We start from the raw sequence: 16,770 nt of genomic DNA on the forward strand, positions 1-16,770 counted from the left end.
GTTCTGGCGGTCACCGCGCGCACCCGCGGACCGGTGTTTCCGGAATCTGCGTACAAGACGCGAAAGACCCGCCATTCCTTCTTTCTAGCACCGCTCCGCGCTTCACCCGAGGCGAGCCGGTACGGACAGGTAACGGCCGGGTACGAACGGTACGCGCGACGGCGGGGGCACCTGGGAAGAAGGACCGGGACTGTGCTGCGCAACTCCTGCTCTCCCGCGGCGTATCTGACTAGTCTTCTCCCCTGAGAATCCGGTACGGGCCTGGGGGGCGTGTGAACACTGAGGGTGCGGACGGCGAGTGGACCGGCGGCGGTGCCTCCGAGGAGGAAGCGGACGCCCAGGTGTGGCCGGGCGAGGAGCACGGCTCCGGTTCCGGCCCCGAGCCCCTGGGCCCCGAGGTGACCGTCGCGAGCCCGGACGTGACCGCCGCACCCGATGTGGTGATCGCCGACCGGTACGTCCTGCGACGGCCCCTCGGCAGCGGCGGCATGGGTGTCGTGTGGGAGGCCCTCGACACCCGTCTGGAACGGCAGGTCGCGGTGAAGGGCCTGCTGTTCCGCGGCGTCGTCGACCCGGAGACCCAGTCGCAGTGGGTGACCCGCGCGCGGCGCGAGGCGCAGGCCATCGCCCGTATCGGCCACCAGAACGTGGTGTCCGTGCACGACGTGATCGAGGCCGACAGCCAGGTCTGGATCGTCATGGAACTGCTCGACGCCCGCTCCCTCGCCGAGCTGCTGCGCGAACAGCCCCTCGCCGTGCCGCACGCCGCCCGCATCGGCCTCCAGGTGCTCCGCGGCCTGCGCGCCGCGCACGAGGCGGGCGTCCTGCACCGCGACGTGAAACCGGCCAACGTCCTCTTCCGCCCCAACGGCCGCGCGTTACTGATGGACTTCGGCATCGCCACCTTCGAGGGCGCGGCCCAGGTGACCCGCTCCCGCGAACTCATCGGCACTCCGATGTACACGGCCCCCGAACTGGTGGGCGTCGCCCTCGGCGAGCCGGGCCGCGCGACACCGGCGTCCGACCTGTGGTCATTGGGCGTCACCCTGTACGAGATGGTCGAGGGCCGGAAACCCTTCTCCGGGACGACGCTGTGGGAGATCTACGTCGCCGTCCGCGAGAAACCGGTCCGCCCCATGCGGTACGCCGGGCCGCTCCGCCCCGTCATCGAGGCGCTGCTGCGGAAGGACCCGGGACGCCGGCCGACGGCGGCGGAGACCGAGGACCTGCTGGAGGCCGTCCTCACCGAGGAGCCCGTCCCCGGCGCCCGGCGGCCGCGCGAGCGGCGGATGCCCGGCTGGCGGGTCCCGGCGGCGGCCGCGGCCGCCCTGGCGGTGCTGGCCGGCGGCTACGTCGCCTGGCCCGACGACCCGGGCCCAAAGCCCCCGGACACGTCCCCCGGCGGCCCCGATTCCGACCGCCTGTCCTTCAAGGAGGACCGGCACCCCAAGCTCATCATCGGCGTCAAGAAGGACCAGCCGGGCCTGAGCGTCCAGACCGCCGAGGCCGAGGACGGAAAGAGCGCGGAATTCGAGGGCTTCGAGATCGATCTCGCCCACGCGATCGCCAAAGAACTCGGCTACGACCGCGAGGACGTCGTCTTCCGCCCGGTGGCCAGCAAGAACCGCAGCTCCGAACTGCGCACCGGCCGGGTGCACCTGGTCCTGGCCACGTACAGCATCGACAAGAAACGCCGCGCGAAAGAAGCCGCGAACGGTACGCCCATCACCATGGTCGGCCCGTACTACCTGGCCGGCCGGGGCCTGATGGTGCGCACCAAGCACAAGGACAGATTCGCCGACTCCAGCGACCTCGTCGAGGACAAGGCCGAGGTCTGCACCGCCCAGGACTCGACCTATCCGGGCTATCTCAAGTCCGAGGGATACCGCGTCAAGGCCGTCGACTCGTACCAGGTCTGCCTGGAGGAGATGGAGAACGAGAACCCGGGCAACGAGGTGTACGCGGTCAGCACCGACGACATCATCCTCCAGGGATACCGGCAGAAGAAGGAGTACCGGGGCGAATTCACCATGCTGGAGAACCTCAACGGATTCGAGCAGTGGGGCGTGGGAATGAGCCCCGTCCCGCCCGACTCGAAAAGCCGCCTCGACCTGGAGGTCCGCGACGCGCTCCGGGAAATCATCGAGGGAAAGACCTGGGAGAAGCTCTACCAGGAACACCTCTCCGACCTGGTGGGCAAGAACGCCCCCGCTCTCTCGCCCGACGTACGCATCTTCAAGGACTGACCCGTCGCCGGCACAAAAGAAACCGCGCGGTGCGTCAGGGGGAAACCCTGACCCGCACCGCGCGGTTCCGGAAAGTGTCGGGAGGGGGACTTGAACCCCCACGCCCTGTAAAGGGCACTAGCACCTCAAGCTAGCGCGTCTGCCATTCCGCCACCCCGACAAAGGTGGCCGCCCCGGCCCCTCGGGCCGTCGCGACGCAGACAACTTTAGCACTGGTTCGGGGGCGCTCGGTCCCACCTCCGGCCGCCCCCGTCCCGTCCTGGCTCACCGGCCACTTGGGGCCCCGGGGGTCAGGCGCGAGGATGGGAGTCCACCGCGATACGAGGAGGCAGTGTGAGCCAGTCGAGCCCGACGCCGGGCGGTCATGGTGCGAAGGCCGGTGCCGCGCAGAACGCCGTGAACGCGGAGAGCGAGGTCGTCGGCCTCTGCCGCGATCTCATCCGGATGGACACCAGCAACTACGGCGGCAACGAGGGCCCCGGCGAGCGGCAGGCCGCCGAGTACATCGCCGAGAAGCTCGCCGAGGTCGGCCTGGAGCCGCAGATCTTCGAGTCGGCCAAGGGCCGCGCCTCGACCGTCGCGCGGATCGCCGGCGAGGACCCGTCCCGCCCGGCGCTGCTCATCCACGGGCACACCGACGTCGTCCCGGCCAACGCCGAGGACTGGACGCACCACCCGTTCTCCGGCGAGATCGCCGACGGCTGCGTCTGGGGCCGCGGCGCCGTCGACATGAAGGACATGGACGCGATGACGCTCGCCGTCGTCCGCGACCGGCTCCGCAGCGGACGCCGGCCCCCGCGCGACGTGGTGCTCGCCTTCCTCGCCGACGAGGAGGCGGGTGGTGTCTACGGCGCGCGGCACCTCGTCGACAACCACCCCGATCTGTTCGAGGGCGTGACCGAGGCGATCGGCGAGGTCGGCGGCTTCTCCTTCACCGTCAACGAGAACCTGCGGCTCTACCTCGTCGAGACGGCGCAGAAGGGCATGCACTGGATGCGGCTCACCGTGGACGGCACCGCCGGGCACGGCTCGATGACGAACAACGACAACGCGATCACCGAACTCTGCGAGGCCGTCGGCCGCCTGGGCCGGTACAAGGCCCCGGTGCGGGTGACCAAGACCGTCCGCTCCTTCCTCGACGAGCTGTCCGACGCCCTCGGCACCGAGCTCGACCCGGAGAACATGGACGAGACGCTGGCGAAGCTCGGTGGCATCGCGAAGATCATCGGGGCCACGCTGCAGAACACCGCGGCGCCGACGCAGCTGGGCGCCGGGTACAAGGTCAACGTCATCCCCGGCCAGGCCACCGCGCACGTCGACGGCCGGTTCCTGCCCGGGTACGAGGACGAGTTCCTCGCCGACCTGGACCGCGTCCTGGGCCCGCGCGTACGCCGCGAGGACGTGCACGCCGACAAGGCGCTGGAGACGAGCTTCGACGGCGCGCTCGTCGAGGCGATGCAGAGCTCGCTCAAGGCCGAGGACCCCATCGCGCGGGCCGTGCCGTACATGCTCTCCGGCGGGACCGACGCCAAGTCCTTCGACGACCTCGGCATCCGCTGCTTCGGCTTCGCCCCGCTGAAGCTGCCCCCGGAGCTGGACTTCGCCGGGATGTTCCACGGCGTCGACGAGCGGGTCCCGGTGGACGGGCTCACCTTCGGCACCCGCGTCCTCGACCGGTTCCTCGACCAGTGCTGAGCGCGGTGTCCTCCTGAGCGACGGCTGCCGGGCTTTCGGTCACATGAACCGGTGTGACCGGAACGAGTGAATGCTCGCACCGGCTCGTAGCCTGATTACCCCTTCCTCGTTACAGATGGTGCGGTCCGCGGCTGGGACCGTTATTGCCAACTAGGAGGAACAATGCTCAAGAAGGTCGTCGCCACCGCGGCTGCCACCGGTGGTCTGGTGCTCGCTGGCGCGGGCATGGCCGTCGCCGACTCCGGCGCCCAGGGCGCCGCGCTCAACTCCCCGGGTGTCATCTCCGGCAACACCATCCAGGTGCCGGTCCACGTCCCGGTCAACGCCTGCGGGAACACGATCAACGTTGTCGGCCTGCTGAACCCGGCCTTCGGCAACACCTGCGTCAACAGCTGACGTTGCTCCTCACACGGTGAGGAGTGAAACCGGACGGTCCCGGAGCACATCGCGTGCTCCGGGACCGTTGGGTCTTTCAGCGGGCGGGGGTCCCGGGGGTGCCGGACCAGCCTCGCCCTCGTATACCGAGCAGAAGGCAAGGCAGGGGATCTAACCATGCGACAGGTCGCCAGGAAGGGCCTGATCACCGTGGCCGCGGCGGGTGGGGTGCTGGCCGCGATGTCCGGCGGGAGCGCGTACGCGGACTCCGGGGCCCAGGGGGCCTCCCAGGGGTCACCGGGGGTGCTGTCGGGCAACACCGTCGAAGTGCCCGTGGACGTGCCGGTCAACGCCTGTGGCAACTCCGCCAACGTGGTCGGCGCGCTCAACCCGGCCATGGGCAACAACTGCGCCCAGGGCGGCGGGGAGGAGCAGGACGAGGACGGCGGGTCGGGGGAGCGGCAGGGCGGCGGGGACGCCGCGGCGCAGGGCGCCGCGAAGGGCTCGCCCGGGGTCGGCTCGGGCAACCAGGTCCAGGTGCCCGTCGACGTCCCCGTCAACGCGTGCGGCAACACGCTCACCGGAATCGGTGGCCTCAACCCCGCGATGGGCAACGGCTGCAACGCGCAGGGCGACAGCAGCGGCCAGGACTCCGGCGACAAGGGCGGCTCGGGCCAGGACGGTTCCACCGCCCCGGACCGGGGCGGGCAGCAGGGCGACGGCATGAAGCCCGAGGGCCAGCGCGAGCCCATGAACCACTCGGACGTCCGCGGCTCCTCCAGCCCGGAGCGGCAGGCCCCGTCCTCCTCGGACCGCGGGCACACCACGCAGCTCTCCGCCGGGTCGGAAGGGCCTCAACTGGCCGAGACCGGCAGCGGGATGCAGATGGGCACGGTCGGCGCGCTGGGCGGCGGCCTGCTCGTCGGCGGGTACGTCCTCTACCGCCGGGCGCGCGTGCTCCAGCGCTGACCGGACGCGGCGGCAGCGGTACAGGGCGGTGGGCCCGCACGGCGAAGGGCCCACCGCCCTTCGGCTGCCCGGCCACCGGCGCGGGGGCTCACCACGTGGCGCGCGGCTGGCGGATGATCCGCCGCCGCAGCCGCACCCGGCGGCTGCCGTCGGGGTAGAGCCGCGTACGGGCCAGCTCCCAGTGCCCGTACTCGGCGTGCTCGGTCAGCAGCTGGGTCGCCGCCTTGCGGGACACCCCGCGGGGGACATGCACATCGCGAAACTCGTATTCCGGCATCCTGCCCATTGTGCTGGGCCGGGGGCCGGTCTGGACACCCACCGGTGAGGACGGGGGTCCGGGCCGCCGGGGTATCGATGTGTCGACACCGCGAAAAGTTCGGACAGCGGCGGCCGGAAACCGACGGTGACCCGGTGCGGGACGGACCGCCGGTGGCCGGATCGCGAACATTCGGGCGCGGGCATCCCGTCTGCGGTGCGGGCAGGGCCCCTGTGCGGATAGCGTCTGGAGTATGTCTGATGCTGAGCAGCCCACGGCTGCCGACGTACGCGCCGCCGCCGACGCGGTCAAGGACGCCCTGGACCGTCACCTGGAGGCGATCGAACGCCGGGCGGCCGGGGCGGAGGACGCGGACGGCACCTCCGGGGACGCCGCGTCCGACGCCGACGTCTTCGCCGCGTTCGACGAGCTGGCCGCCGCCGGGGAGGTGTTCGACGAGCTGCTCTACGACGTCTACGACGAGGTCACCCCGTTCGAGATCCCCGGCGGGGAGTCGCTGCCCGCGTACACCGGGCCCGAGGTACCCAGCGCGCTCAGCGTCTTCGTCCGCCGCGACTACACCGTCAGCGAGCCGCACCGGCTGCTCGCCCAGGCCGAGCGGGTCATCGAGCTCGACCCCGAATCGGTGGACGAGGAAGAGGAGGAGGACGAGGAGAACTCGCCGGCGCGCAGCGTGCACGCCGCGCTCGGAGTCCTCTTCGGCGAGTACGAGGCGGACGAGATCGCCACCCGGCACCAGGAGTTCGGGCTGGAGGAGGGCGACTCGACGCTGTGGGTCACGGCCGGGGACGAGCCGGGTGATCCGGGGGAGTGGCTCTCGTCGCCCTTCGAGAACGTCGATCCGGAGCGGGTGATCTGCCGCTTCGACGTCAGCTCCGTCTTTGACGAGGGGGAGCTGGAGGAGGAGTAGGGCCGGCGCCCTTCTCGGGCCCGCCTCCGCCACGGCGGGGTGCCCGGCGTTGTTGCCGGGCCGCCCCGCCGTCGTGGTTTTTCGCGCAGTTCCCCGCGCCCCTTGTCCGGGCTCGCCCCGGGTCTTCGGGTGCGGGTGCTGCGTGGCTCGGGTCTGTGCGCAGTTCCCCGCGCCCCTTCGTGTGCGCTCGCCCCGGTTTTCCGGGGCGAGCGCGGTCGTACGTGAGGGCGGGGTCAGGCTTCCGAGGTGGGGGTCGTGCGGGCCGCGGACTGGGTGAGGAGGGTGCTCAGGCGGGTGGTGGGGGCCGGGTCCGTGGACGAGGCGACGGCTCGGGGGAGGGCGTCGCCGGCGCCCTGCACCACCGAGAGGTGCTGCTCGCCGCGGCTGAACGCGGTGTAGACCCACTCCCGTGTGAGCCCGCCCGTCGCGTCCCCCGGCAGGACGACCACGGCCGCCGGCCAGCGGGTGCCGACGGCCTGATGAGCCGTCACCGCCCAGCCGTGCCGCACGGTTTCCGCGACGCGCTCCGGCGGGACGACCACGCCGCCCGCGCAGTCCAGCCGCAGGCCCGCGTCGTCCGCCGAGACGACGCTGCCCAGCGCCGTACGCCCGGGGACGGGGGAGTAGGCCACGCGGTCGCCCGGGTCGAAGCCGCCGAAGCGGCCGGGGCCCGGGTTGAGCCGTTCCTTGAGGGCGGTGTTCAGGGCCCGGGTGCCGACCGCGCCGCCGTGCCCCGGGGTGATCACCTGCGTCCGCTCCGGGGGGACGCCGATCGCGCGGGGCACGGAGTCGGCGACCAGCTGGACCGTGCGCAGGACGGCCTCCGCCGGATCCCGCACCGGGACGATCACGACCTCCTTGCCGGGCGCCTCGACCTCGTTCAGCTCGCCGATGCCGATGCCGGAGACCAGCTCGCCGACGGGCCCCGGGTCCGGGGTGCGCGAGACGACCACCGGGCAGGAGCGCGCCGCGCGCAGATCCGCGAACACCCGCCCCGCGCCCGCGGGGCCGAGCAGTTGGGGATCGCCGCTGAGTACCAGGCGGGCGCCGTCCGGCAGCGACTCGACCAGCGCGGCCGCCGTCTCGGCGTCCAGCTGCGGGGCGTCGCACACCACCAGCAGATCCAGCTCCCAGGCGCCGTCGGCGTCCCGCGCCGGGCCGTCCGCGCCGGAGAGCAGCGAGGACACGGTCGTCACCCCGGAATCCCGGCTCTCGTCCTCGGTGCCCGCGGCGAGCGCGGCCAGCTGCCGCGCGCCGTACGGGCTGTGCGCCGCGCCCCAGGCCCGCAGGCCGAGACCGCGGGCCGCGGCGAGCAGTGCGGCCGGTTCCGCGCGGGCCGCCTCGCCGCCCGTGTGCGCCACCAGACCGTGCCCGGCGCAGGCGCGGATCAGCTCGGCGGCGGAGGGCGACCCCGCGGCAGCGGCGGCCGACTCCCAGTCCCCGTCCGGGACTTCACGCACCGCACCGGACGGGTCCTCCTCCGAGCCGGCGTCGCCCGTCCCGAGCGTGGCCGTCAGGCGGGCCAGTCCGTCGGCGAGGCTCTCCTCCGCGAGGGCCCAGCGGTCCAGGCCCATCAGCAGGCGGACGGGGCGCTCCTCGGCCTCGCCCTCCGCCCCGTCCGACTCGGCGGAGACGGCACCCGCGTCGAGGGTGTCGAGGGCGTCCTCGAAGACCAGGACGGCGCCCGCGTCGACCGCGGCCCGCACCGCCTCCTCCGGCTCCGGGACGGCGTACCGGGCAAGGCCCTTGGCGAGCGCGTCCGGTTCGAGCGCGGTGTGCCCGGCGAGCGCGGCGCGCTCCAGCAGCCGCAGCACCAGCGCCTGGGCCCGCCGTTCGTCACCGGGGCCGCACTCGGGCCCGAGCAGCGCGCGGGCGAAGCCGTCCGCCTGCTCGGGCCGGACGGACGGGACGGCCAGCAGCTGCCAGGGGTCGGCCCGCAGCAGCTCCTCGGCCTGCTCGCCCAGAGCCTCCACGGCCTGCGGAGCGAGCGATTCCGGGGCGCCGCCCTCGGCCAGCACGGCGCGCACGCCCTCGGGCACCGGCACCGCACGCCCGTCCTGCGGGGCCGGGCGCGGTGGCGCGGTGGGGCGCTGCGCGCCGCGGTTCTCCTGCGCGGGGGTGCGCGCGGGCGCCTGGGCGGGCTCGGTGAAGAATTCCGCGGCCGACCGCTCGCCGCTCTCCACCGCTCGTACCGCCGCGAGGAGTTCGGCTGCCTTGTCGTCCTTCACAGCTCGCTCCAGTCCTGGTCGGGGTAGTGGTGCACCGGCGCCGACACGTCGTCCAGCGCGCGGCGGATCTCGAGGGGAAGACTAAGCCCCTCCACTGACAACGCCTCGCTGAGCTGCTGCGACGTCCGTGCTCCGAGGACCGGCGCGGTGACGCCGGGACGGTCGCGCACCCAGGCGAGCGCGACGTGCAGCGGCGGGACGGCGAGCCCGTCGGCCGCGGTGGTCACCGCGTCCACGATCCGCGCGGCGGCGGCGGTCAGGTACGGCGCGACGAAGGCGCTCAGCACCCCGGAGGCGCCGCGCGACCCGGGCGGCGCCGACTGCCGGTACTTGCCCGTGAGGACGCCCCGGCCGAGCGGGGAGGCGGGCAGCACGCCGAGCCCGAGGTCGACGGCGGCGGGCAGAACCTCGCGCTCGATGCCGCGCTGCAGCAGCGAGTACTCCATCTGCGTCGCGGCCAGCGGCGTACGGGCGCCCGGCGAGGCGAGCTGCCAGGTGGCGGCCTTGGCGAGCTGCCAGCCGGAGAAGCCGCAGACCCCGGCGTACCGGGCGCGGCCGCTGGCGACGGCGACGTCGAGGGCGTGCAGCGTCTCGTCGAGCGGGGTGGCCGGGTCGTAGGCGTGCACCTGCCACAGGTCGACGTGGTCGGTGCCGAGGCGGCGCAGCGAGGTGTCGAGGGCGCTCAGCAGGTGGCCGCGCGAGGTGTCGAAGCGGCGTTCCAGCCCGGGCACGCTGCCGGCCTTCGTCGCGAGCACCACGTCCTCGCGCGGGACCCGGTCCCGCAGCAGTCTGCCGAGCAGGTGCTCGGCGCCGCCGTCGGCGTAGACGTCGGCGGTGTCGACGAGCGTGCCGCCCGCGTCGAGGAAGTGCTTGAGCTGGTCGGCGGCTTCGCGTTCCCCGGTGTCGCGGGCCCAGGTGAGGGTGCCGAGACCGAGGCGGGAGACGCGCAGCCCCGTGCGGCCGAGATGCCTTGGCTCCATGGGCGTTGAGCGTACTTGCGGGGCGCGCTAGAGTCCCGGGGACAGGGACGTTACTGATCAGTAAGGGGGCCGTATGCGGCTCGGCATCAACCTCGGTTACTGGGGCGCCGGAATGGACGCGGACAACCTCGCGGTGGCGCAGGAGGCCGACCGCCTCGGGTACTCCGTCTGCTGGGCCGCCGAGGCGTACGGGTCCGACGGCCCGACCGTCCTCTCCTGGGTGGCCGCGCAGACCGAGAACATCGACGTCGGCTCCGCGATCTTCCAGATCCCCGCCCGCACGCCCGCGATGACGGCCATGACCGCCGCCACCCTCGACTCCCTCTCCGGTGGCCGCTTCCGGCTCGGGCTCGGCGTCTCCGGCCCGCAGGTCTCCGAGGGCTGGTACGGCGTCAAGTTCGACAAGCCGCTCGGCCGCACCCGCGAGTACGTCGAGATCGTCCGCAAGGCCATGTCCCGGCAGCGGCTCACGCACGAGGGCGAGCACTGGACGCTGCCGCTGCCCGACGGCCCCGGCAAGCCGATCAAGCTCACCGTGCACCCCGTCCGCGAGGAAGTGCCGCTGTACATCGCGGCGATCGGGCCGAAGAACCTCCAGCAGACCGGCGAGATCGCCGACGGCGCGCTGCTGATCTTCTACTCGCCCGAGCACGCCGAGGAGACCACGCTCCAGCACCTGCGCGCCGGCCGCGAGAAGGCGGGCAAGACCCTCGACGGCTTCGACGTCTGCCCGACCGTCCCGCTCTCCGTCGGCGACGACGTCACCGCGCTGGCCGACCAGTTCCGCCCGTACACCGCGCTGTACGTCGGCGGCATGGGCAGCAGGAAGCAGAACTTCTACAACAAGCTCGCCCAGCGCATGGGGTACGAGAAGGCCGCGGCCGAGATCCAGGACAAGTACCTGGCCGGTGACAAGGAGGGCGCGGCCGCCGCCGTGCCGCACGAGCTGATCGACTCCACCACCCTGCTCGGCCCCGTCGAGCGGATCGCGGACCGTATGCAGGCCTACGCCGACGCCGGGGTCACCACCCTGACCCTCGCCCCCGCCGGCTTCGCGCTGGAGGACCGGCTGGCCTCGCTGCGCGCGGGCACCGAGGCGCTGGAGCGGGCGGGCCTCGCTTCCTGACCCGGTGGCGGGTCCGGACACACCGACGGCCGTGGTGGGGGCTCGGGGTCTTCCCCGCCACGGCCGTACCGGGAACAACGCTCCGCGCCCCGGCGGGTTACGCCCCCGGCGCCGGGCGCCCGCCGGGCCGCTCCTTCGTTCGGCGCACGGCCTCCCGTGCTGCTGTTGCCCGGCCGGGGAGGCCGCCGTTGACTCGATGGAGCGCGGATGTCCTCCACGAAAGGCGGCAGCGATGCTCTCGGCCAAGAGTCTCTTCCAGGAGATCTTCGACAACGACGCCTCCTTCCGGCTCTTCTGCTCCATCGCCGCCAGCGGCGAGGCACAGGGCGGCTGGGAGAACGGCCGGATCGCCGCCCTGCTCCCCGAGAGCAAGCGGCACCTCGCCGCCAAGGTCGTCCGCCACGGCGCCGACGAGGACAAGCACGGGCGGATCTTCCAGGGCCTGCTGAAGAAGCGCGGCATGGAGACCGCCGAGGTGCCCGAGGACACCGACTACACGATGCTCCTGGAGGGCCTCGGCATCGGCCTCGCGCACGAGAAGCTCCGCGGCGACGAACCGCTCACCGAGTACGACGTGCTCACCTACCTCGTGCACAGCCGCGTCACCGAGCAGCGGGCCTCCGAGGAAATGGTCCTGCTGCGCAAGCACTTCGGCGACGACCCCGGGATCGGCCGGGCCGTACGGATCATCTCGCAGGACGAGGACAACCATCTCGCCTACTGCCACGAGGAGTTGCTCCGGCTGGCCCGCGAGGGCCACGGCCGGGAGATCCACCGGCTGCTGCGGGAGAGCGCCCTCGCGGAGATCCGGGTCTACCGCGACGTCAGCCTCGGCGTGATGAGCCGGATGGGACAACTGCTGGGCTGGTCACGGCCGAAGGCCGCGGCGCTCGCCGCCGGCATCCACGCCCGGTACGTGTACGAGCGGCTGGGCGGCTGGCGCCGCATGGTCAGCCTGACCATGCCGGAGCGCCGGGACGCCCTCGGCACCGACGCCGCGTCCGGCGCGGGCGCGGCGCGGGCGGAGCCGCACGCGGCGTGAACCGGGACCGGGGCGCGGGCCGCGTCCCGGCCGTCCCTCTCAGAGCCAGCCGCGGCGCTTGAAGGTGCGGAACAGCGCGAAGCAGGCGCCCGCGATGAGCAGCAGCACCGCCGGGTACGTCCAGGCCCAGTGCAGCTCCGGCATGTGGTCGAAGTTCATGCCGTAGATCCCGGCGATCGCCGTCGGGATCGCGAACATCGCCGCCCAGGCGGAGATCTTGCGCATGTCGTCGTTCTGCCGCACGCCCATCTGCGCGAGGTACGCGGAGAGGATGTCGGACAGCAGCCGGTCCAGGCCCTCGACCTGCTCGTTCACCCGCGTCAGATGGTCGCTCACATCGCGGAAGAACGGCCGCGAGGTCTCCGGGACGAAGGGCACGCCCGCGCCCGTCAGCCGGGCCATCGGGTCGGTCAGCGGGCCGGTCGCCCGGCGGAAGCCGAGCAGCTGCCGCTTGAAGTCGTAGATCCGGCTCGCGGTCCGGCTGCCCGCGGGGGCGTGCGGCGCGAAGACGTCGCCCTCCAGCTCCTCCAGGTCCACGTGCAGATCCGTGGCGACCTCCATGTACGTGTCGACCACCGCGTCGCTGACCGCGTACATCACCGCGGCCGGGCCGTGCCGCAGCACCTCGGGGTCGTGTTCGAGGCGGTCGCGCACCGAGCCCAGCGGGTTCATCCCGCCGTGCCGGACGGTGACCACGAAGGAGTCGCCGACGAACAGCATCAGCTCGCCCGTGGAGACGGTGTCCGTGGCGTCGTCGTACGCCGCCGGCTTCAGGACCAGGAACAGCGAGTCCTCGTACAGCTCCAGCTTGGGCCGCTGGTGGGCGCGGAGCGCGTCCTCGACGGCCAGCGGGTGCAGCCCGAACGCCTCGGTGACGCGGGCGAATTCGGCCTCCGTCGGCTCGTACAGCCCGATCCACAGGAAGGCGTCGCCGGCCCCGCGTGCCTCCGACAGCGCGGCGGCGTAGTCGGAGGGGCGTTCGGTCCGCCGGCCGTCCCGGTAAATGGCGCAGTCCACGATCACGCCACGCATTCTTCCGCGATCCGCGTCTCGCACAACCGCGCAGCCGCCCGTCCCCCGTCTCGCCTACGCTGGCTGGCATGCCGACCCTGATCCTCGTGCGGCACGGCCGCTCCACCGCCAACACCGCCGGAGTCCTCGCGGGCCGCGCCCCCGGCGTGAGCCTCGACGCGTACGGCCGCGAGCAGGCCGCGGCGCTGCCCGGCCGGCTGCGCGACCTGCCGCTGGCGGCGGCCGTCAGCAGCCCGCTGGAGCGCTGCCGGGAGACCCTGGCCCCGCTCGTCGCCGCCCGCGCCGGACTGGAGCTGCACACCGAGGAGCGGGTCACGGAGTGCGACTACGGCGACTGGACGGGCCGCAAGCTCGGCGAGCTCTCCGACGAGCCGCTGATGACGACCGTCCAGCAGCACCCCTCGGCCGCCGCCTTCCCCGGCGGCGAGTCGATGCGCGCGATGCAGCACCGCGCCGTCGAGGCCGTACGGGAGTGGAACGCGCGGATCGCCGCCGAGCACGGCGAGGACGCGTACTACGTGCTCTGCTCGCACGGCGACATCATCAAGTCGCTCGTCGCCGACGCGCTCGGCATGCACCTCGACCTGTTCCAGCGCATCACCGCCGGCCCCTGCTCCGTCACCGCGATCCGCTACACCCCGCTCCGCCCGTTCCTGCTGCGGCTCGGCGAGACCGGCGAACTCGGATCCCTGGCACCGCAGGAGGACGCGGCCGCCGGAGCCCCCGGAGATGCCGCGGGCGGGGACGCGCAGGGGCGGGCGGCGGTGGGGGGCGGCGTGTAGGCACGATGATCGGCACGCGCAGTAGGGTGCCTTTGACCGAAACGACGTCGACTGATCACGGAGACAGGACGTGTCCCGTCAGGTGTTCCTCTACGACCCGCCGGAGCGGTTCGTCGCCGGTACGGTCGGGCTGCCCGGACGGCGCTCCTTCTACCTCCAGGCGTCCGACAAGAGCCGGACCACGAGCGTCGCCCTGGAGAAGGCACAGGTCGAGGCGCTCGCGGAACGCATCGACGAGCTCCTCGACGAGGTCGTCCGCCGCACCGGCGGCAACGCCCCGGTGCCCGCCGTGACCCCGTCGGAGGTGGACGACACCGAGCCGCTGGAGAGTCCCGTCGAGGAGGAGTTCCGGGTCGGCACCATGGCGCTGGCCTGGGACGGCGAGAGCGACCGGCTCGTCGTCGAGGCGCAGGCCCTCGTCGAGCTGGAGGCCGAGTCCGACGAGGACCTCGCGGAGGCCGAGGAGCGGCTGCTGCAGGACGACGAGAACGGCCCGCCGATGCTCCGCGTCCGGATGAGCGGCACCATGGCCCGCGCCTTCGCCAAGCGGGCGCTGGAGGTGGTCAGCGCGGGCCGGCCGCCGTGCCCCCTGTGCAGCCTCCCGCTCGACCCCGAGGGCCACGTCTGCCCCCGGCAGAACGGCTACCGGCGCGGCGAGGAATGACCGGGACGACCGGCTCCGGCACGGCACCGGAGCAGACGGACCGGACGGACGAGGGCCCCGCGGGCCCCGCGTCCGAGGAGACGCACATACATCTGACCCGCGCCACGCTCACCGTGCGCGGCCGCATCCCGGACGCGTCCAACGCGGTCCTGCTGTGCGACGCCGTGCACGAGGGCCGGACGCTGCCCTGCGTCTACAAGCCCGTCGCCGGTGAACGGCCGCTGTGGGACTTCCCCGACGGGACGCTCGCCCGGCGCGAGACCGCCGCGTACGAGATCTCCCGCGCCGGCGGCTGGGACCTGGTCCCGGCGACGGTGCTGCGGGACGGCCCGTACGGCGAGGGCATGGTCCAGGCGTGGGTCGGCGAGACCCCGCGCGCGGCCTCGGCGGAGGACGCGGCGGACGGCGGCCCGGAGCCGGAGGAGGAGGCCGGGGCCGAGCAGTTGCTGGCGCTCGTCGAGGGCGAGGAGCCGGGGGAGGGCTGGAAGCCGGTCGGCTTCGCCGAGGTCGGCGGCGGCCGGACGGCGCTGCTGGTGCACCGGGACGACCCGAGGCTGCGTGGCCTCGCCGTGCTCGACGCGGTCATCAACAACGGCGACCGCAAGGGCGGCCATCTGCTCACGCCCGGGGACGGGCGGCTGTACGGCATCGACCACGGGGTCACCTTCCACGTCGACGACAAGCTGCGCACCCTGCTGTGGGGCTGGGCCGGCGAGGAACTCACCGCCGAGGCGGGCGAGATGCTGCGCCGGCTGGCCGCCGCGCTGGCCGAGGGGGAGCCGCTCGCGGAGCGGCTGGGCGAGCTGATCACCCGGGACGAGCTGGAGGCGCTGCGCAAGCGGACCGAGTCGCTCCGCACCACCGGGCGGCACCCGCTGCCCAGCGGCGACTGGCCCGCCATCCCCTGGCCGCCGGTCTGAGCGCGGTGGTGTCCGGGAGCGTCCCGCTTCGTGCCGGAAGGGCGGGAATGCGTGGAAAGGGGCGTTCCGAGTCGGCGTGAAGTCGACTGGACCGCCCCCGGCGGACGTGATCCACGCCCCTTCCCGCGGGCTTCCCCGGACTTCTTTCGGCGCACCGCGGCGGTCGCACCGCACGGGCCTGCACTGACGCGATGACCTGGATTTATTCCCGTAATCCGGTGCATCACGCGCGGATATTGCACGCCCGTCCGGGTTAGGCTCAGGGCATGCATGCCTGGCCCGCTTCCGAGGTCCCCGCCCTGCCCGGTCAGGGCCGCGACCTGAGGATTCACGACACCGCGACCGGGGGCACGGTGACCCTCGACCCCGGTCCCGTCGCCCGTCTCTACGTCTGCGGAATCACCCCGTACGACGCGACCCACCTGGGACACGCGGCGACGTACAACGCGTTCGACCTCGTGCAGCGCGTGTGGCTCGACACCAAGCGGCAGGTTCAGTACATACAGAACGTCACCGATATCGACGACCCGCTCCTGGAGCGGGCCGTCGAGAACGGTGACGACTGGGCCGAGCTCGCCGAGCGCGAGACGGCACTCTTCCGCGAGGACATGACGGCCCTGCGGATGCTGCCGCCCGAACACTTCGTCGGCGCCGTGGAGTTCATCCCCCGCATCGTCCCCATGGTCGAGCGGCTGCGGGACATGGGCGCCGCCTACGAGCTCGAAGGCGACGTCTACTTCTCCGTCGAGGCCGACAGCCACTTCGGCGAGGTCTCCGGGCTGGACGCCGAGACGATGCGCCTGCTCTCCGCCGAACGCGGCGGCGACCCGGAACGCCCCGGCAAGAAGAACCCCCTCGACCCGATGCTGTGGCGCGCGGCCCGCGAGGGTGAACCGCAGTGGGACGGCGCCTCCCTCGGCCCCGGCCGTCCCGGCTGGCACATCGAGTGCGTCGCCATCGCCCTGGAATACCTCGGCATGACCTTCGACGTGCAGGGCGGCGGCTCCGATCTCGCCTTCCCGCACCACGAGATGGGCGCCTCGCACGCCCAGGCGCTCACCGGCGAGCACCCCTTCGCCAAGACGTACGTGCACGCCGGGATGGTCGGGCTGGACGGCGAGAAGATGTCCAAGTCCAAGGGCAACCTCGTCTTCGTCTCGCAGCTGCGCCGCGACGACGTCGACCCGGCCGCCATCCGCCTCGCCCTGCTCGCGCACCACTACCGCGCGGACTGGGAGTACACCGACGCGGTGCTCGACGAGGCCAAGTCCCGGCTGGCGCGCTGGCGTTCGGCCGTCTCGCGGCCGGACGGCACGGCGGCCGAGGCGGTCGTCGAGGAGATCCGCGAGGCGCTCGCGAACGATCTGGACGCGCCGTCGGCGCTGGCCGCGGTGGACCGCTGGGCGGCGGAGCAGGAGCGCGGCGAGGGCACGGACCCGGGCGCCCCCGGCCTGATCTCCCGCGCGGTCGACGCGCTGCTGGGCGTCGCGCTGTAACCCTGCGGGGCGTTCTTCGCTCGCGGGG

General features: G+C 73.1%; 15 protein-coding genes and 1 tRNA gene. 11 read left to right on the plus strand and 5 right to left on the minus strand.

Going from position 1 to position 16,770, the window contains the following annotated elements; translation table 11 throughout:
* The first annotated feature begins 272 nt into the window (after nt 1-272).
* Nucleotides 273-2,246 (plus strand): serine/threonine-protein kinase, encoded by a 1,974-nt coding sequence (locus HCC30_RS02695; RefSeq protein ID WP_346776462.1) that lies wholly within the window; start codon nt 273-275, stop codon nt 2,244-2,246.
* A gap of 75 nt (nt 2,247-2,321) precedes the next feature.
* On the opposite strand, the gene HCC30_RS02700 is transcribed toward HCC30_RS02695, so the two are convergent.
* A tRNA-Leu gene (locus HCC30_RS02700) sits at nt 2,322-2,406 on the minus strand.
* Nucleotides 2,407-2,642: 236 nt separating this feature from the next.
* On the opposite strand from HCC30_RS02700, the gene HCC30_RS02705 reads away from it, so the two are divergent.
* The 3 genes from HCC30_RS02705 (at nt 2,643) to HCC30_RS02715 (ending at nt 5,285) form a co-directional block, all read left to right on the plus strand.
* Nucleotides 2,643-3,941 carry a M20/M25/M40 family metallo-hydrolase gene (locus HCC30_RS02705; protein ID WP_346776480.1) on the plus strand — a complete coding sequence of 433 codons (1,299 nt, stop codon included), beginning with the start codon at nt 2,643-2,645 and terminating at the stop codon, nt 3,939-3,941.
* Between the two features lie 162 nt (nt 3,942-4,103).
* Complete coding sequence (chpH, locus tag HCC30_RS02710; RefSeq protein ID WP_169440302.1) at nt 4,104-4,337, plus strand: chaplin ChpH; 234 nt, start codon at nt 4,104-4,106, stop codon at nt 4,335-4,337.
* Between the two features lie 156 nt (nt 4,338-4,493).
* Entirely contained in the window at nt 4,494-5,285 is a 792-nt protein-coding gene (locus tag HCC30_RS02715; RefSeq protein WP_169440303.1) for a chaplin, read from the plus strand.
* 88 nt (nt 5,286-5,373) lie between these two features.
* On the opposite strand, the gene HCC30_RS02720 is transcribed toward HCC30_RS02715, so the two are convergent.
* Complete coding sequence (locus tag HCC30_RS02720) at nt 5,374-5,562, minus strand: DUF5703 family protein (protein ID WP_169440304.1); 189 nt, start codon at nt 5,560-5,562, stop codon at nt 5,374-5,376.
* Between the two features lie 232 nt (nt 5,563-5,794).
* Here HCC30_RS02720 and HCC30_RS02725 point away from each other — a divergent pair, with 232 nt between their 5' ends.
* Nucleotides 5,795-6,472, plus strand: coding sequence for a hypothetical protein (locus HCC30_RS02725; RefSeq protein ID WP_169440305.1), 678 nt, complete (start codon nt 5,795-5,797; stop codon nt 6,470-6,472).
* A gap of 233 nt (nt 6,473-6,705) precedes the next feature.
* Here HCC30_RS02725 and HCC30_RS02730 read toward each other — a convergent pair whose 3' ends face one another.
* Both HCC30_RS02730 and HCC30_RS02735 read right to left on the minus strand, forming a co-directional pair.
* Nucleotides 6,706-8,700, minus strand: coding sequence for a helix-hairpin-helix domain-containing protein (locus tag HCC30_RS02730; RefSeq protein ID WP_169440306.1), 1,995 nt, complete (start codon nt 8,698-8,700; stop codon nt 6,706-6,708).
* Nucleotides 8,697-9,680 carry an aldo/keto reductase gene (locus tag HCC30_RS02735; RefSeq protein ID WP_169440307.1) on the minus strand — a complete coding sequence of 328 codons (984 nt, stop codon included), beginning with the start codon at nt 9,678-9,680 and terminating at the stop codon, nt 8,697-8,699. Before HCC30_RS02735 ends, HCC30_RS02730 begins: the two co-directional genes overlap by 4 nt.
* Nucleotides 9,681-9,753: 73 nt before the next feature.
* On the opposite strand from HCC30_RS02735, the gene HCC30_RS02740 reads away from it, so the two are divergent.
* Together HCC30_RS02740 and HCC30_RS02745 are read left to right on the plus strand one after the other, a co-directional pair.
* On the plus strand, nt 9,754-10,806 hold the full coding sequence (locus tag HCC30_RS02740; protein WP_169440308.1) for an LLM class F420-dependent oxidoreductase: 1,053 nt from the start codon (nt 9,754-9,756) through the stop codon (nt 10,804-10,806).
* A gap of 232 nt (nt 10,807-11,038) precedes the next feature.
* Nucleotides 11,039-11,848, plus strand: a complete 810-nt coding sequence (locus tag HCC30_RS02745; RefSeq protein WP_169440309.1) for a ferritin-like domain-containing protein — start codon at nt 11,039-11,041, stop codon at nt 11,846-11,848.
* A gap of 39 nt (nt 11,849-11,887) precedes the next feature.
* Here the strand turns inward: HCC30_RS02745 and corA are convergent, their stop codons facing one another.
* Entirely contained in the window at nt 11,888-12,880 is a 993-nt protein-coding gene (gene corA, locus HCC30_RS02750) for a magnesium/cobalt transporter CorA (protein ID WP_169440310.1), read from the minus strand.
* A 68-nt stretch (nt 12,881-12,948) separates the two neighbouring features.
* On the opposite strand from corA, the gene HCC30_RS02755 reads away from it, so the two are divergent.
* The 4 genes from HCC30_RS02755 to mshC all read left to right on the plus strand — a co-directional run bounded on the left by HCC30_RS02755 (nt 12,949) and on the right by mshC (nt 16,742).
* Complete coding sequence (locus HCC30_RS02755; RefSeq protein WP_169440311.1) at nt 12,949-13,662, plus strand: histidine phosphatase family protein; 714 nt, start codon at nt 12,949-12,951, stop codon at nt 13,660-13,662.
* A 70-nt stretch (nt 13,663-13,732) separates the two neighbouring features.
* Nucleotides 13,733-14,326, plus strand: a complete 594-nt coding sequence (locus tag HCC30_RS02760) for a DUF3090 domain-containing protein (RefSeq protein WP_169440312.1) — start codon at nt 13,733-13,735, stop codon at nt 14,324-14,326.
* Complete coding sequence (locus tag HCC30_RS02765; protein WP_169440313.1) at nt 14,323-15,246, plus strand: SCO1664 family protein; 924 nt, start codon at nt 14,323-14,325, stop codon at nt 15,244-15,246. Before HCC30_RS02760 ends, HCC30_RS02765 begins: the two co-directional genes overlap by 4 nt.
* A gap of 266 nt (nt 15,247-15,512) precedes the next feature.
* Entirely contained in the window at nt 15,513-16,742 is a 1,230-nt protein-coding gene (gene mshC / locus HCC30_RS02770) for a cysteine--1-D-myo-inosityl 2-amino-2-deoxy-alpha-D-glucopyranoside ligase (protein WP_169440314.1), read from the plus strand.
* Nucleotides 16,743-16,770 lie beyond the last annotated feature (28 nt).

It is taken from the genome of Streptomyces sp. HNM0574 (assembly GCF_012726235.1).
In the GTDB taxonomy this organism is placed as follows: domain Bacteria; phylum Actinomycetota; class Actinomycetes; order Streptomycetales; family Streptomycetaceae; genus Streptomyces.

What these genes read in the sequence shown, in the direction of transcription:
- chpH (WP_169440302.1), top strand. Translation starts at nt 4,104, where the DNA reads ATGCTCAAGAAGGTCGTCGCCACCGCGGCTGCCACCGGTGGTCTGGTG.
- HCC30_RS02715 (WP_169440303.1), top strand. Translation starts at nt 4,494, where the DNA reads ATGCGACAGGTCGCCAGGAAGGGCCTGATCACCGTGGCCGCGGCGGGT.
- HCC30_RS02720 (WP_169440304.1), bottom strand. Translation starts at nt 5,562, where the DNA reads ATGCCGGAATACGAGTTTCGCGATGTGCATGTCCCCCGCGGGGTGTCC.
- HCC30_RS02725 (WP_169440305.1), top strand. Translation starts at nt 5,795, where the DNA reads ATGTCTGATGCTGAGCAGCCCACGGCTGCCGACGTACGCGCCGCCGCC.
- HCC30_RS02735 (WP_169440307.1), bottom strand. Translation starts at nt 9,680, where the DNA reads ATGGAGCCAAGGCATCTCGGCCGCACGGGGCTGCGCGTCTCCCGCCTC.
- HCC30_RS02740 (WP_169440308.1), top strand. Translation starts at nt 9,754, where the DNA reads ATGCGGCTCGGCATCAACCTCGGTTACTGGGGCGCCGGAATGGACGCG.
- HCC30_RS02745 (WP_169440309.1), top strand. Translation starts at nt 11,039, where the DNA reads ATGCTCTCGGCCAAGAGTCTCTTCCAGGAGATCTTCGACAACGACGCC.
- corA (WP_169440310.1), bottom strand. Translation starts at nt 12,880, where the DNA reads ATGCGTGGCGTGATCGTGGACTGCGCCATTTACCGGGACGGCCGGCGG.
- HCC30_RS02755 (WP_169440311.1), top strand. Translation starts at nt 12,949, where the DNA reads ATGCCGACCCTGATCCTCGTGCGGCACGGCCGCTCCACCGCCAACACC.
- HCC30_RS02765 (WP_169440313.1), top strand. Translation starts at nt 14,323, where the DNA reads ATGACCGGGACGACCGGCTCCGGCACGGCACCGGAGCAGACGGACCGG.
- mshC (WP_169440314.1), top strand. Translation starts at nt 15,513, where the DNA reads ATGCATGCCTGGCCCGCTTCCGAGGTCCCCGCCCTGCCCGGTCAGGGC.